Below are 15161 nucleotides of genomic sequence, written 5' to 3'. Positions count from 1 at the left end.
CGTTTCCGTGCGCTTCTCTTCTTATCTTTTATTTCTTTTTTTTACCACTTCATATCTTTCGTGGTTATCCATTTTCAGTTACTTCCTGCGTTTCTTCTGCTTCCGGAGATTCATAATCCTCTTCTTTCTGGCATCCATCAGGATTAATCCAGTTCCAAGAACCGCAAGTGTGCCAAATCCGATAATACCATACTTCCAGTCTCCTGCTCCACCAGACATCGGCATCTTGAACGTCGCAGAGTTTACCACCTCAAAGGTGCAGTCATAGAACTGCCACTTGTTCGTGGCCGCATCCCATGTTGCTTTTGAAGTGTCTGCTTTGTTCTTCACAGCCTCTTCTTTTGTCATTGTGATTGGAAGCGTTACAGTAATCGGGTCTTTCAGGAGTGTATGTCCTGAAGTTGTTTTTGTTTCTGTTATCTGATACTCTCCCTGGTCAAGGTTATCAAATACAACATATCCATTTACGTCTGTTGTTCCGGTCGTAGTTCCGCCAACTTTCAGCAGTCTGGTGAATCCATCTCGTGCTGTCGTCAGTTTCTCTGCTTCCTTTATGAACTTCAGTTCAAACGTTACACCTTTCAAAGGTGTTTTTCCGTCAACATCATACTTGCGGATAGTAATCTTACACGGTTTCAGCTTATTGATTGCTTCAAGCGTCATCGTCGCATTTACTCCGGTCGTCAGATATTTTGGCGTGCTGTCAACAACATATTGTCCAGGAGCCTTAATCTCTGTTATCTTGAGTTTTCCTCCGATTGGGATGACTACTTTTCCGTTGTATGTATAAAAACTGTCGCTCTTATATGTTGTGTCTGTGTTCAGGTGGGTATTATCCATCTTTACGATACCGCTTGAATCAGACGTCAGATACCAGGTTTTCTTTGTCGTGTTATCGCTGTCAACAAATTCCACTTTAAATAATACACCATTGATTACATTATTTTTTTCACTTTTTTTCGTGATTTGGAATTCATTTTTTGTGAATACAGGGTCATCGCTGAATGTTACTGTAAGGTCTTTGCTTGCGTCATTCGGCATCGTAACCTTAAGCTTCTGCGAAGCCGGTGTTGATATCGCATGTCCGGCAGGTGCCTTTGTCTCAGTGATTGTGTATTCAGCAGTCTTATTCGGAAGTTCTAACGAATTAGAGATTCCTTTTGCATTTGTTTTTAAAGTTCCTTTGAATGAGCCGCCGTCCGTGATGGAGAATTCAGCCCCTTCAAGTGAGTATCCGCTTAAACCGAGGATTTCGGAAGCGGCTTTTGATTCCTTGTGTACGGTTACAGTTACTGGTTTGAGTGGCTCGTTCGGGATACCGGATTCTGCGCCGAATATCTTAGTCTCGCCGTATTCATTTTTGCAGGTATCATATCCCTTTCTTGTCCAGGTCTGCTCGTAAACGGTATTGGAAAGTTTATAGAACTCAGGTGCCTTTGTTTCTTTACAATACAATTTGTATTGTGCAGCAGTTCCATTACCGTCGATATCAGCAGTTTCCACGAATACTGTATTTGACCAGCCGTCAGTACCGGTTACCATGTTTCCGACAATCTTTGTACAGTTTTTGTCTGCATAGACCGTGAATTCGGCTTTGGCAAGCGGTTTACCATTCATATCAATCTTCTTTGCTTTAAACTGAAGACGCCAGGTTTTAGGGTCATTTGGGACTCCCGCAGTAGGGCCGAAAGGTTTTGTCTCACCAATTACGTCATCTACCTCACTGCCGTTACCCTCATCTCCATCGTTTACATTATCACCCGTATTTCCGTCTCCTTCGGTCTCTGCGTTTGCTGCCTCTTCCTGTTCAGCAGCCTTTTTGATTTCCTCGTATTTACTTCTATACCATGTTTGGCTATAGACGGTATCAGAAATCTTGTAGCCGTCAGGAGCCTTCGTTTCTTTACAGTATAACGTAATAGAAGTATTCTTCCATGGTACATCGTATGACATAGAATCAGACGTTCCGCCTTCCAGTGTTTCGAGTTCTCCTACGAATGAAGCATTGCTGCAGTTTGAATCTGTATACACTCCAAATTTGGCTCCTTTCAGACCATGCTTAAAGCGGTCAACTTTTTTAATATTCATCAGGATTGTCCAAGCAGAATTGTCATTGACGATACCTGATTCAGGGCCAAAGTATTTCAGCTCTCCATCAGGGGCATCATCGGTTGTCGGTTCTTTGTAATCTGCATAATTCCATGTTTGGTTATATACAGTATTATCAATATCGTATCCTTCTGGAGCCTTTGTCTCTTTACAATACAGGGTTACTGATTTTGTTGAGAACTTCGGCTCATAAGACAATGTCTCGGTATAGCCTGTCTCATCTGTTTCAAGGTCTGCTATCTTTGAATCGTCGCTGCAGTCTTTGTTTGTATATACACTAAACTGTGCTCCGGCGAGAGGATTATTCTGGTTATCAACCTTTTTAACAACATATCTTAATGCCCATGAAACTTCTGGATTTATTACACCAGACTCCGGACCAAAATTCTTTTTCTTTCCTGTTCCCTGCTGGGATGAAGGCAAAGCTTTATATTCATTATACGTCCATGTCTGTTCATAGATTTCAGTGCCTCCGTTTGAACTGTCGTCTTCATCACCCGAACTGTTTGGCGAACCTATCTGGTATCCTTCCGGTGCCTGTGTTTCTTTACAGTAGTATGTGACGGAAGGCACACTGAAAGCTGCTTTTAGTGTCTTTACCGGTGTCAGTCCATCTTTTCCTGTAGTCAGTTCAAACAGTGCGTTTGTATCAGTTTCTGCATTGTCTTTATTTGCGTAAACGCTAAACACGGCTCCGGCAAGCGGTTTGCCTTTGTCGTCCACTTTCTTTACCTGCATGGAGTAGTTCCAGCCGGTCTTTTTGTTTACGATTCCTGTCTTGTCTCCGAATGTCTGGAGTTCGCCAGGCGTATTCGCGTCTTTTGCTTTTAAGGCATCGTAGGCTGTCTTAGAGAATGTCTTTGTGTAGATTGTGTCTGACAGCGCACATCCTGGCGGAGGTACGATTTCACGGCAGTATAGTGTGTAAGAAGAGATATTTCCATTCAACGACTCTGACTTATATGTATCCGTGTAGCCGTTGGCCTTGGTCTCTAACTTGGCGACATCGTGAAACTTTGTTTTTGCATCTGCTTCTGTCTGGTAGAACCCGAACGCAGCTCCGGCAAGAGGCTTGCCGTTCTCGTCTACCTTATACGCCTGCGCCTGAACTCTCCATTTATCTTTGTTTGTATCATTTAACGCAATATAGTTCGCATTGGTCAGCCTTGCCACCACACTGGTCCATGTATCCACATCAGTGTCCTTGGCTGGTGCCGCAACGTCAATCGGAATGACAGTTGAATCTTTTTCATACCCATCAGGTGCCATGACTTCCTGTATATGTAGTGTACATACCGGAAGGAAGCAGTTACCCGTTACTGGGTTTTTGAATAAAGGTTTACTTTTTCCTTTATATGCATTTTTTGCAGCTGCGCTTGCGTACTTACTGTTATCTACGAGATGTGCTTCGTCATAGAGCAGCTCTCCTTTGTTATCTGTACAGAAATACCATGTACGTTTTACACTGTATGTTGTTCCGTTTCGTCCACTGCTTTCACTGTAATTAACTTTGAAGATTGCTCCTGCAAGAGTTTCCTTTTTAACATTTTTCTTTGTTAACAGTCTTCCTTTCCATGTAAATGGGATATCTCTTACATATCCATCGCCGGACATACGCACTGCGTTTCCTCTTTCATCTTTTGGGACTGCGCTTGAAAGGTCTGTTGTTTTACCAGGACTAATCTTAATCGGGCCATAAACAATTTTTATATTACTTGCAGTTCCACTGATTCTTCCTTCCTCTCTTACGTAATATGTACCAGCCCATAGTGCAACGCTTCCTGTTGCTTTATCAACTTTTGCATTTTTTTTGATGCTTATTACGGCATTGTTTCCGTGAATATCTTTAGCATGGGTCTTACAGTCTTTCTTTGTATATACAACAAAGTGTGTGTTCATATTTCCGATTCGGCTTGTACTCTTTACTACGGCAGAGAACAAATCGTATTTTTTCTTTACAGTCAGGGTTCCGGGCCGTGGCGGTTCCGTCGAATTGACTGTAGATGTCTGGTTTGATTTGACTTCAACTTTATGCGGTGTTGTATCAAGCCCATATCCCGGAGATGCTGTTCGCTCTTTAACCCAGTATGTTCCAGTTCCTATTGTCACTGTAACGATACCGCTCGAATCTGTCTTAACTGTTTTTACAAGTTTTTTGCATGCACTATCGGAATATATACCGTAAATAGCGCCTGTTAGTTTGTAGCTTCCATTGCCTTTGATGGCAGTTGCGTTTCCTGAAACCTTGTGTACTTTCAGTTTTCCTGTCGTAGCCCTAACTTTTACCTTGAATAAACCAAAACCGTGCTGGTCAGCACACTGACTGGTATAAATAGCTAAAACTACGTACGGATTTGAACCTGTACCTACTTTTACGACACGTGCCCAGATTTTTGCTGAGTACCAGTTACTTGTTGGGACAGAACCGTCAGAGCCAGGCATATCTGTATGCGTACACTCCATCGCCATATTGGTTTCCCATGGATATTCGTTGAATTTAATATCCGTGCAGCTGATAGATGGAACTTTTATAATAAATGGATATATTGTTCCGTTAAATGGCTTATATACACAGCTGTCCTGTAAGAACTGGCTATCGGCTTTATTTCCGTAAAAAACGAAGTCAAGCAAGGCATTTTCGTAAGTAGAATCGCTTCCCGTCTGTCCACGATATGCCGGCAAGGCATTTTGGGACTGGTGGATTCCCGCCCAGTCATCGCTGGATGCTTTTTCTGGATATAATAGCTTGATTGCGGATTGAAAAGCATAGCCGCGGCTTAATTTGCTTATATTTGCACTGATGGCCTGTGAATTGATAGGTTCCATTTCATCAAGAGTCTGTTTTGCTGCCATCATTCCAGGCTCGACATCTGGTGCATTTTTATCCTTTACAGCGTCTACCCATATAGACTGTATAACTGCTGATGAAAAACCAAGAGTCAGCATGCCGGTCTTTGAATCGTAAGCATAGAACTTGCCATCTACCGGGAAGCCGTTTGCTGTAACGAGCATAGTATTTACATCCATGTTCTTTCCAATCTGAACGGACATTCTCTGGTTAATGATATCAGCCCCGCTTATTTTTGACTCTGTTTTTCCGTTTTCTTCTTCTGTTGTAGCAATTACTGAAGAGTTCCATGTGTTTTTGATATCAAAATCTTTTATAGAATACAGAATCTGTGTCTGAATGTACTGGATATAATACTTTCCATTTGCGTCATAGTACGCAGATTTTGGTATATATAAAAGTCCTGTTTCTTTATCAAAATAGGTATCTTCAACCTTAGAACCGGTTGTGTCGTTTAATGCAATCTGGTAATCAATCGCAGTAGCCCTCTTGTCGTTATGCATAACATCAGCAAACGCTACAAAATACTTACTGTCTTTACCCAGCTGATAAACAGGTACTCGTCCCGTCTGTTGTGTAATGAATCTAAAATCATCACCAGACATAAGTGTATCAATTGTCTCTCCCTTGTTCAGCTGGTCAGCAGAAGCAATTGTAGCATCCACATCCATTACGTTTACCATTGAGAGCTGGCCTTCTCCTACATACGCAGAATCTGCATGCTCTTTCACGTATTTTTCAATAACTGGGTCATAGATAGTATCGCTTTCTTTGTCTACTGAGATATCTTTGTCTACAACATCAACATCGGTATTTTCATTGGCTACGTTTTCAAAAAATAATCCTGATTTATCTTCGACAACTGCCTCAAGTCCATTTTTTGAAATATATCCGCTGAATTTTGCTGCTGCTTCGGATGTAGAATCTGCAACAACATAGAAATCAACAAGTTCTCCATAGTTTGAATTAGTTATCCGGATTCCATCTTCTGTCGCTGCACCGATAACGTATGCATCCTCGATTGAGCCGGGAACGTATCCCGCAACATCTTTTCCATCATTACCGGCAGCGCCAACAACTGTGATGTTGTCATCAATAGCCTTCTGGATTTCTGCCTCAATAACACTTGTTGCAAGTGTTTTTGGAGAATACATTGACAGGTTGATAATATCTACATTTGAGTTAATTGCATATTCGATAGCTGAGACGATTGCCGAATAAGAACCGTAGCCATCGTTGCCAAGTGCTCTGATTGAAAGAATCTGTGCTCCTGCATTTTGTGATACGATATTGCTTACCATGTCATCGCCATGCGTTCCACCGTTTAATACATCATCAATAAGAGACACACGGTCAATCACATTTTTGCTTTCGGATGCGCCAGTATCAATCAGGGCAATGACTTTTTTGTCATTATTCTGTGCAGCAGTCGAACAATCATCGTTGTTTAATGCTGCAACTGCATTCTCATCGGATGGAGTTGCCTCTCCTTCCGATTCACTTGCTGCTGCAATCTTTGCGTCCGGTTCTACTGCGTCCACGTGCTCTTTGTAATAGCTGTACGCCGTCATTGCCTGCTCAGCACTTTCATACTGGAGCAGGTAGATATCACCATAAGAACCAATCATATGCTCCTTGTCAATGATATCATTTTCATCGTCCGTCATGACCAGCAGACGCGCGGAAGAGAAGTCATCCTTGTTTAATCCGCCTTCGGCATCTGATGTATCAGTGAAATGCTCAGCGGTGTCCGTATCGGTGGTATCTGTTTCAGTAGAATCTGCTTCAGCATCCTCTTCTGTCACATCTCCAGCATCTTCTTCTGCTGCCCCTGCTTCGGAACTGTCTTCAGCATCAGCCTCATCTTCAACCGAGTCCGCATTATCTGCTGTTTCAGCCGTGCTGTCGTCAGCCGTGTCTGCGGTATCCTCATTATCCGGGGCTTTATCCTCATCTGTTTCTGCATCGTTGCTGTTTTCGTCTGTGCCTATTTCAGTCTGAGTCTGGCCATTAGGTGAAACGTAAACATTGTCGTTGACCGTCAGGTCTCCGGTGCTGTCACTGCTGTCTTTTGCATCCGCATCAGTGCTGCTGCTATCGGCAGTCTTTTCGTTCCCATCTGTTTTTTCAGTCTTATCTGTTGATTCGTCCACCGTCAGGTCACCCGTCTCGGCAGAGTCCTTTGTTTCTGTCTTTCCGTCCTCTTTTACTTCTTCTTTTTCAAATTCGACCTTAACGGTCACGTTTGAATCCATAAATACCGGATATTCAAATTCCCCGGTAATTCCATCGGTTTTTTCATCAAAACCGGAATCTTTTTCCGTATCTCCTTCAACTATATCGTAAAGTTTCAAGATATATCCTTCATCTGCATCTGCCTTCACATTTGTTACACTGTCTGCTTTTACTTCGTAAGCATATGTATAACTGTTTTTTGCTGCATCTTCGCTTGACACGAGGATATCGTCTTTGTCGTAAACATCAATCCGCATTTCATCGGTCTTTCCGTCGTCGGATTTATGATTAGCCAGCTTCACGGTCTGCTCGTCATCTTCATTCTCATCGATGACAACTTTACCGCCGGATGTCTTCAGGTTTATAAGCAGAAACTTTGTCTCTGCATCCTTTTCAGTCTCTGTGCTGTCTGAATCGGTGCTGATAATTGTCTTAGTCTCACCCTGGCTGGCATCTGTCGTTGTTTCTGTAACAGTATCCATTCCGTTCACATCTGCGGCATAAGTCAATACCGGAGATGCAATCGTTGTTGCAGCAGTAACCGTAGCAAGCATGCTTGATGCGATTTTTGCCGCGATAGAACGTGAAGATACTTTTTTCTTTCTTCTCCAGTCCGGAGGGTTATAGCATTTTTTGTCTTTCATTTTTTTAGTCTCCTTTTTATGATTTAAACTGCATACGCAGTCGTTGCTTCATTACAAAAAAGGATTCTTATGGCTTGTTCATTAAGGATTGAAAAAGCACAGCCATCTTCTGGCTTTGCATCCAATCTTGTGTTTGAATCGGCATTTTAATTCACCTCCATTTTCGCAGATATTCAGTTGTCAGGTGCTATATCTCCAAAGCAATACGCTTTCTTTCAAGATACGAGTTTGCGGTGTACCGCAATGTTCAGGGCTAAAGTCTTACGCCCTATATTTAATATGCAAAATAAAAAAAAATTCGGAATGTTTTTTTAAAAAGATTTTTTAGAAAAAAACTGACATACTGTTCCTGAACGCGAAAATGTAAGAAGAAAAAAAAGGAGAAACGACTATGGCAAATGCAATCGATGATACCGCGAGCTATGCCCGCGTGTACCAAGCGGTCATGGCCGCTGACAAACGACGACGCAGTCGGAGTGTAGAGACGTGGACGGGGTTTCCGATTCCCCGTACACTTTTGTAACCAATTATATCCGACGAACAACTTGAATTGTTCAGGGTCGGAAATCCTCCCCTGACGGCAAGCCTGGCCGCGGTTTCCCCGTCCATTGATGATGGATTCGAAATCAAGAAAGATGATGAGAACGACCCAAAGTTTGGGACTTACGAATATTTCAGGGCATCATCGACGGGTGAGAAACCACGGCCAGGCTTGTGAAGGTAATCAATAACTCGTCTGCTTTGCCGGAGCCGTTACCAAGAAAACGCAAGATTAAGAGCCCGTTGTTTTAAGCAACGGGCTCTTCCAGTGATACAATAAATTCTATATTTCGAGTCAACGCTTCTTCAGTTGTAATATCTAGCCAATTTTTTCCTGATGATTTCGCGTTGTTTTTAAAACCAATATTCGTGAAAACACGTCGAATACGTTTTGTCAGTTCAGCATACGTGAAGACTGGTAACGATTTGTCATTAAATATGTAATGTTGAATACAGGTTTTTAACTCTTCGATGTTAACGTTATCCAATAAGAAACAAATATCAAAAACGTCTTTGTATCTCGTCGAGCGTGTACCAAATCGCAGGAATGATTTTAATTTTTCTGTTAATATTTGTTCTTTTGAATTCATTAACAAACTCGCTCCATCTTTCTGAAAACAGATATCAAAACAATACTCTTCCTGCTTGATATCCAGGTCTTTATGTACGCCAATATCCAACTTGCTTTCCAATGTATTTCCGTAGTCATCCGTGATTGTAATGAATACTCTTTTTCCTTGGTAGTCTTTGTGTTTTAGTGTAGCAATTGGTGGTTTAATTGTTATATTAACACCGATTGTCGATTCTATCTTTCGTAAGAATTCAGTAATTGAGTCATCGGAAATAGAGTATTTGATGAAATCCAAATCGGCGTCCTGGGTCGCCCTACGGTCATTATGAGAAATATTTCGCATTACGACCCCGCCTTTGATAGTTACTGACCGACTTAATCCACTTGCAGCAATTCCTTTCAGAATGATGTCTTGACAAATCCTTGCGTTTGCGTCGTCCTCGTTATATCCCTTAGACTTTAGCTTTTCAGCCTCTTCTCTTACGTTCACTTACATTACCTCCATCTGTATTGTGCTTAAGATTTTGTCTCCGTTTTTAAACAACATCGCATAGTCTTCAACTTCAAAAAAATCAAGCTCATCTAAAATATTTCTGTATCCAGAGATTATTTCCTTATAATAATCCAAAGGATATCTTGAGCGAAATCGTATTAAATCAACAAGTAACCGTTCTTTGCTGTATATTCTGATTATTGTATTTTGATATTCCATATTCGTTATTCCAAATTCATATATATTATCTTTTGCGAAGTTTTGTTTTATCGTTTTACTTTTGATTCTTGAATCTTCACGTTTGGTCGTGAGCATATATTTTTCTGAAATTACGTCTGTTAATCCATAGTAATAATATGCACTGCTTCCGGAAAATACTGCATTTGGATATTTTACGCTTATAACTTCAAGGTCAGAGCAAAATCTAGTATCTGAATATAGTCCCTTTTCTTTTTGAAATAGTTTTCCTTCTTTTATTTTTTTCTTTATTTGATAATCTGTGCCGTATACCTGTAAGCACTGTGCGTATGTCATTATCATAATGTCACCTCCAAATTTGAGTAAAAGTACACATGAACTTATCTCGTGTGTATTTTTACTTAAATATATTATATTCGATTTGCTTCTTGTAGTCAAGCAATTATACACACGAATTGGGATGATGTGTATGATTACTGAAATGTCTTATTTTTTTTGCGGCTCATTTCTCCGCCAAAAGTTAAAAAAAGCACGCTTTTCGCGTGCTTAGATTTTGAGTTTCGTTTTCTTTTTCTTGTCCAGGGAATTTAAGATATAAGCGGCTGCTGTGGTCAGGCCATTATCAATAGCGGCTTGCATGGCATAGTTTAATTCTTTCTCATCCATGATATCCATCTTAACAAGCTCTGTCATGAGATAGTCTTCCTTTTCTGTTGTCAGTATCTGACAGCCTTCTGTCGCATGGCTTTTGAGGTACTGAAAAGCACTTTTGTCTTTTTCCAAAAAGTAGAATTCCATTGCTGTTAAGAAGCAACATTTTGCATCATTCACATTGTGAGTGAGGAACTCGTCAAGCGTCCATCCATTGGCGTCGAAAGCGATATCTTCCCTTGACGCTCTTTCGTCCAGGCCCCCCAGAAGAGCGTTAAACACAATCTTTCCCAGTAATGTGTTCACGTATCTCGGAATAACGATTCCTTTTTTGCCGGCAGAAATTTTAAGTGTCATGTTCCTGCGTCTTTTTGTAAACACCTGTTTCATCTTGGCAACGGCTTTGTCTGTATTCATGAAGTAATAAGTCCTGATACAACTATTTACCAGTCTAGAAAATACTTGAAATGCTTCTGCCTCCAATTCAAAAGCGGAAGCAAACGAAACCTCCTGAAGATTTACGCATCCGTTCAATACACAGTCCCCAATTTCTTCCAGGTTATTTCCTCCAATGACAATACGTTCCAGACTTTCGCAACGCATGAAAGCCTTATCGTAGATTCTTTCTATTGAACCTGGCAGAACAATTTCCTCTGTTTTGCTGCCAAAAAACGCAGATGGACCAATCATAGTCACTCCATCTTCTACTACAATTTTCTTTTCATCCGGGCAGTAGCACTTCACCAATAACTTATCAGTTATATTCTGAATATACTCGAACTTCTTTTCCATTTTCTTTTTTTCCTTTCTTAGTGTTTTGTATATTTATAATATGCGATATTTATCGGCAACAAAAAAGCCGCAGAAAAGCCTGCGGCTACAATGCTAATTCGGTTTTGGCCTTCAGTCCTCTTTTTCTCATCTGGTCCAAGATATATGCCACCGAAGTAGGCATGTTCTTTTCGGAAGCCCATTGCAATGTTCTCTGTAAATCTTTATCAGACAATAGACCAAGATTAAGATACATTGCCAACGTCTCATCATCAGCTTCTTCGGTCATGCGTTTTGTGATTAATGTTGCATGGATTCTTAGATAGTCTTCAGCACATTCCAGGTTGTCCATAACATACCATTCCGTGGCAACACTTACTCTGTTCTGAAAATCAGACAGGCAACTATGAAGATTACGATATTCGTAATAAGCGTTCCCGTTTTTGGTTAGACAGTTATACGCTGTATCAGAAATCATCAGCCTATGAAGGTAACTACAGATATATCGCGGAAGGCGTACACTCCTTCCATTGCATGTAAGAAGAAATGTCCTCTGCGGCTTTCCAGTTCTTAGAAATCTTTTGAGAACATCGTATTTCTTTTCTGGGTGCAGATAATATACAGTGTCTTCTTCCCGAATCAGACTGTACAGTAAAGACCGAAAGGCAGAGTCCTCTTCCGATTCTATCGGTTTTGTCCATACAATCTCCTGCACTGGTGAACCTAAAATAATGTCGTCATCACAATATTCCAGGCCCTTTCCAAAAACAATCTTTTCCAATTTTTTGCAGCCGGCAAACGCGCATTGCCGAATGGATTCCACGGAGTCTGGAAGGATGATTTCCTTTGCAGTACATCCACGAAAGGCAAAATTTCCGATTTCTGTAACCCCATCTTCTACAAAGATAATATCGCTTTCAGTATCTGTATTTCGCACAAGCATATTATTGTTTTCTTCCATTTTTTAATTCCTTTCTTTGTCCTTTTGCCTACAACATGCTGGATTTATCGACAAACAAAAAAACCTGCTGCCGTTTGGCAGCAGGCTTTCAGACATTCAGAATACTTCTTTTTTCTTTTTTCGATGATTCTTCCAGGATATATGCCCTTAACGTAACATCCTTCACTTTCTGTAAAACATATTCCAGCATCTCAGCGGTTACGATATCAGTTTTTATCAACTCCAGCAGCGTTTCTGAATCATTTCCTCTTGATAAGAACTGAATAATATTTTTCCATCTTTTTTCAATTTGTTCTTTTACGCTTTCAGACGCACCACGTTTATTTCTAAGCAGGTACAAATATCGTTTTACGGTTGCATAGTCGCCAATAACAGGCAGTATGCTGTATTTACAAGCAAGAAAATCTTCTGATTTAATTTTACTGCTTGTTAGCTTGGAGAATTGGGTTTCTGTTAGGTATCGCGGCAGATAATAAGTATCATTTGGTGTTACAATCTCAACAATATCAGAATCAAAAGAATTAGTTATCAAAATTCCGGCATGTAAAATGTTATCCGTTAATTCTGAAACTATAACTTTTTCAACATAACGCAAACCAATATTTGAAATGGTTTTATTGTTTTTGTTTTTTAGTAACGAATCCGGAATACTTATTTCCTTTAGATTTTCACATCCGGAAAAAGCATAAGCTCCAATCTCGTTAATTCCTTTTGGTAAGTTGATTTTTCTTAACCCACAGCAATGAAAAGTTTTACAGCCAATAGATTTGACTTGCCCTGGTATTGTGATTTCTTTAAGGCTACGACAACCATAGAACATGTCCTGCCCTGATTCCAGGCATTCTTTTTGCTCAGGGTTGACTACTCCGATATGTTCTATTCCGCTTCCAAAATCTACAGATTTCAGAGAGAAACAATAACTAAAAGCATGAGTTCCGATTTGCCTCAAAGAATTTGGAAATTCGACAGAGGTAATATCTTTGCACATGTTAAAAGCACTGTTCTTAATCTCTGTAATGCCTTCAGGTATAACGACTTTACCTATCTTGCCTATGGGACATCGCACTAATTTGTTTCTTAAGTACAGAATCCCGTCGACTGTATAGTAGTCTCCATTATTGTAGTTTATATGCATTACAAGTTCGCTGTTAAGAATATTATGTAGCGCCACGTAATCAAGGGCTATTCCAGACGGTACATCAACAATCACTTTTGTTTGTTTTCCTGTTATGCAAGAAATATGTGAGTTTTTTCGTTCTGTTACAGTTTGTCTTACAATTTCGTACTGTTGTGCTTCTGTTTTAGTCTCCATTTTTTTCTCCTTTCTTTGCTTCTTATTTGCACTTAATATGCCGCATTTTAGCGCATACAAAAAAAACCGCGATACAGTCGCGGTTTTACTTTTATAGCATCAGATTCTGTTCTATCAAATTAGGCAGAGTACCACGTCCATAGGATATGATATTACTTAGATTTACCATACCGCATGGGCGTGGGTGAATGCCTTTTTTTAATTCGTGTATCATAAAAAAGTCCACAGAAAATTTTACTTTTTCATACAAATTTGGCATATTAATAATAGAAGATTTGAAAGGAGGACATCCATTATGTTAAATGCAATTCCGATGGTAATATCAAAAGAATCATTTGAACAGATTTTTACATTTGCTGAAGATAATTCTGCTCTTGCTAAGAATCTGTATAATGCTGCCCTTTTTCGAATCCGCCAAGTCTTTACAGGATGGAATAAAACGAAACGGACAGATTTGGAACAGCTTGTGTTTGATGAATTCAAACAGACAGAAACCGTATATAAAAGCTTTAAGCCACGCCATGTCCTCTCATATGCTGCACTTGATAAAATCATGAGGGCAACAGGCAATCCTGACTTCTTTGCCGGGCTTCCGATGCAGACCGCGCAGCAGGTTTTAAAAGATGCGGTACATGATTTTAAGACATGGCTTGACAGTTTAAAGAAGTATAAGAAAGACCCATCCAATTACACCGGAAAACCTAAAATGCCGGGATACTGCAAATCAAACCGTAAGACCTTTACAGTAACAAATCAGGATGCCGTGATTTATCCGGTTATTGATAAAAACGGATGCATTACAGGCAATGAGTTAAAGCTTCCAGGTTTTAAGAAAAAAGAACGCATCCCGATTAATTATGTTGACCATAAGTCAGATTTACGTATGCTGACATTTAAGCCTTATTATGATAAATACATTATGACTTTTGTGGTTGAGGATATGGCTCCGCCATTTTATCCTGATATGCCTTATATGGCAGGGCTTGATTTTGGAACAGACAATATCGCAGCTATAGCATGTACAGATAATTCATCTGTAATATACAAGGGCGGTGCAGTACTGTCATCAAATCAGCTTTTTGCCAAGAAAAAAGCAAAGGCAGTTTCATTAATCACACAAGGCCATTCAAAAATGCATGCAGAATCAAGATATCTGCTTACTCTTTCACGTAAGCACAGCTGCTTCATAAAAGACCAGATGCATAAAATCAGCACTGAGATTGTCAGGTACTGTGTTAAACATCGCGTCGGGATTCTTGTGATTGGAGTAAACAAACTCTGGAAACAGAAATCAAGTATTGGCAGAAGGAACAACCAGAACTTTGTGTCTGTCCCACATTTCCGGCTTCGCCAGATGATAGAATATAAAGCACTCCGTGCAGGGGTAGATGTCATTGAACAGGAAGAAAGTTATACTTCAAAAGCAGACATTACTGCTTCTGACTATATGCCGGTTTATGGCAAAGAAAAACGCCGCCCGGTATTTTCCGGACGACGTATTGAACGCGGATTATATTTATGCAAAGAAGGATACTGCATCAACGCAGACTGCAATGGCGCAGCAAATATCCTCAGAAAAGCGATACCGGATGCATGGAAAAATGTATCAGACTTTCACTTTCTTTCAACGCCAGAAAGCATTGGGTTTGCCATGCTGAATCCTACAGATTCGCATAAGAGATATAAACAGCATAACAACTGGATTTTTACTTCTGTTGATGCTGGTGAACTACTCGGCAATTAAATTACTGAGCATCTGATGTGCGGAGCCTGGGCCCCGTAGATTCAGGGTGGGTCCATACCACCACTACTGTTTTTTACGCAGCTA

Annotated in this window: 7 protein-coding genes; 1 reads left to right on the top strand and 6 read right to left on the bottom strand. The window is 40.4% G+C overall.

Annotated features, from left to right (window positions below; genetic code table 11):
- Positions 1-78: 78 nt before the first annotated feature.
- The 6 genes from LI091_RS12860 to LI091_RS12835 all read right to left on the bottom strand — a co-directional run bounded on the left by LI091_RS12860 (position 79) and on the right by LI091_RS12835 (position 13333).
- Entirely contained in the window at positions 79-7836 is a 7758-nt protein-coding gene (locus LI091_RS12860) for a SpaA isopeptide-forming pilin-related protein (RefSeq protein WP_265191220.1), read from the bottom strand.
- A 788-nt stretch (positions 7837-8624) separates the two neighbouring features.
- On the bottom strand, positions 8625-9437 hold the full coding sequence (locus LI091_RS12855) for a nucleotidyl transferase AbiEii/AbiGii toxin family protein (RefSeq protein ID WP_173733975.1): 813 nt from the start codon (positions 9435-9437) through the stop codon (positions 8625-8627).
- Positions 9438-9980 carry a type IV toxin-antitoxin system AbiEi family antitoxin domain-containing protein gene (locus LI091_RS12850; protein WP_173733974.1) on the bottom strand — a complete coding sequence of 181 codons (543 nt, stop codon included), beginning with the start codon at positions 9978-9980 and terminating at the stop codon, positions 9438-9440.
- A gap of 204 nt (positions 9981-10184) precedes the next feature.
- A complete protein-coding gene (locus LI091_RS12845) occupies positions 10185-11081 on the bottom strand; it encodes a leucine-rich repeat protein (protein WP_173733973.1) in 897 nt (298 codons plus the stop codon).
- Positions 11082-11166: 85 nt separating this feature from the next.
- Positions 11167-12021 carry a leucine-rich repeat domain-containing protein gene (locus LI091_RS12840; protein WP_173733972.1) on the bottom strand — a complete coding sequence of 285 codons (855 nt, stop codon included), beginning with the start codon at positions 12019-12021 and terminating at the stop codon, positions 11167-11169.
- Between the two features lie 88 nt (positions 12022-12109).
- Positions 12110-13333, bottom strand: a complete 1224-nt coding sequence (locus tag LI091_RS12835; protein WP_173733971.1) for a leucine-rich repeat domain-containing protein — start codon at positions 13331-13333, stop codon at positions 12110-12112.
- Between the two features lie 295 nt (positions 13334-13628).
- On the opposite strand from LI091_RS12835, the gene LI091_RS12830 reads away from it, so the two are divergent.
- Positions 13629-15077, top strand: coding sequence for an RNA-guided endonuclease InsQ/TnpB family protein (locus LI091_RS12830; RefSeq protein ID WP_173733970.1), 1449 nt, complete (start codon positions 13629-13631; stop codon positions 15075-15077).
- Positions 15078-15161 lie beyond the last annotated feature (84 nt).

The sequence above is a fragment of the Blautia sp. MSK20_18 genome (assembly GCF_020553125.1).
In the GTDB taxonomy this organism is placed as follows: domain Bacteria; phylum Bacillota; class Clostridia; order Lachnospirales; family Lachnospiraceae; genus Blautia_A; species Blautia_A fusiformis.
The sequence above is the reverse complement of the archived record's forward strand: the minus strand, read 5'-3'. Positions and strand labels throughout refer to the sequence as shown.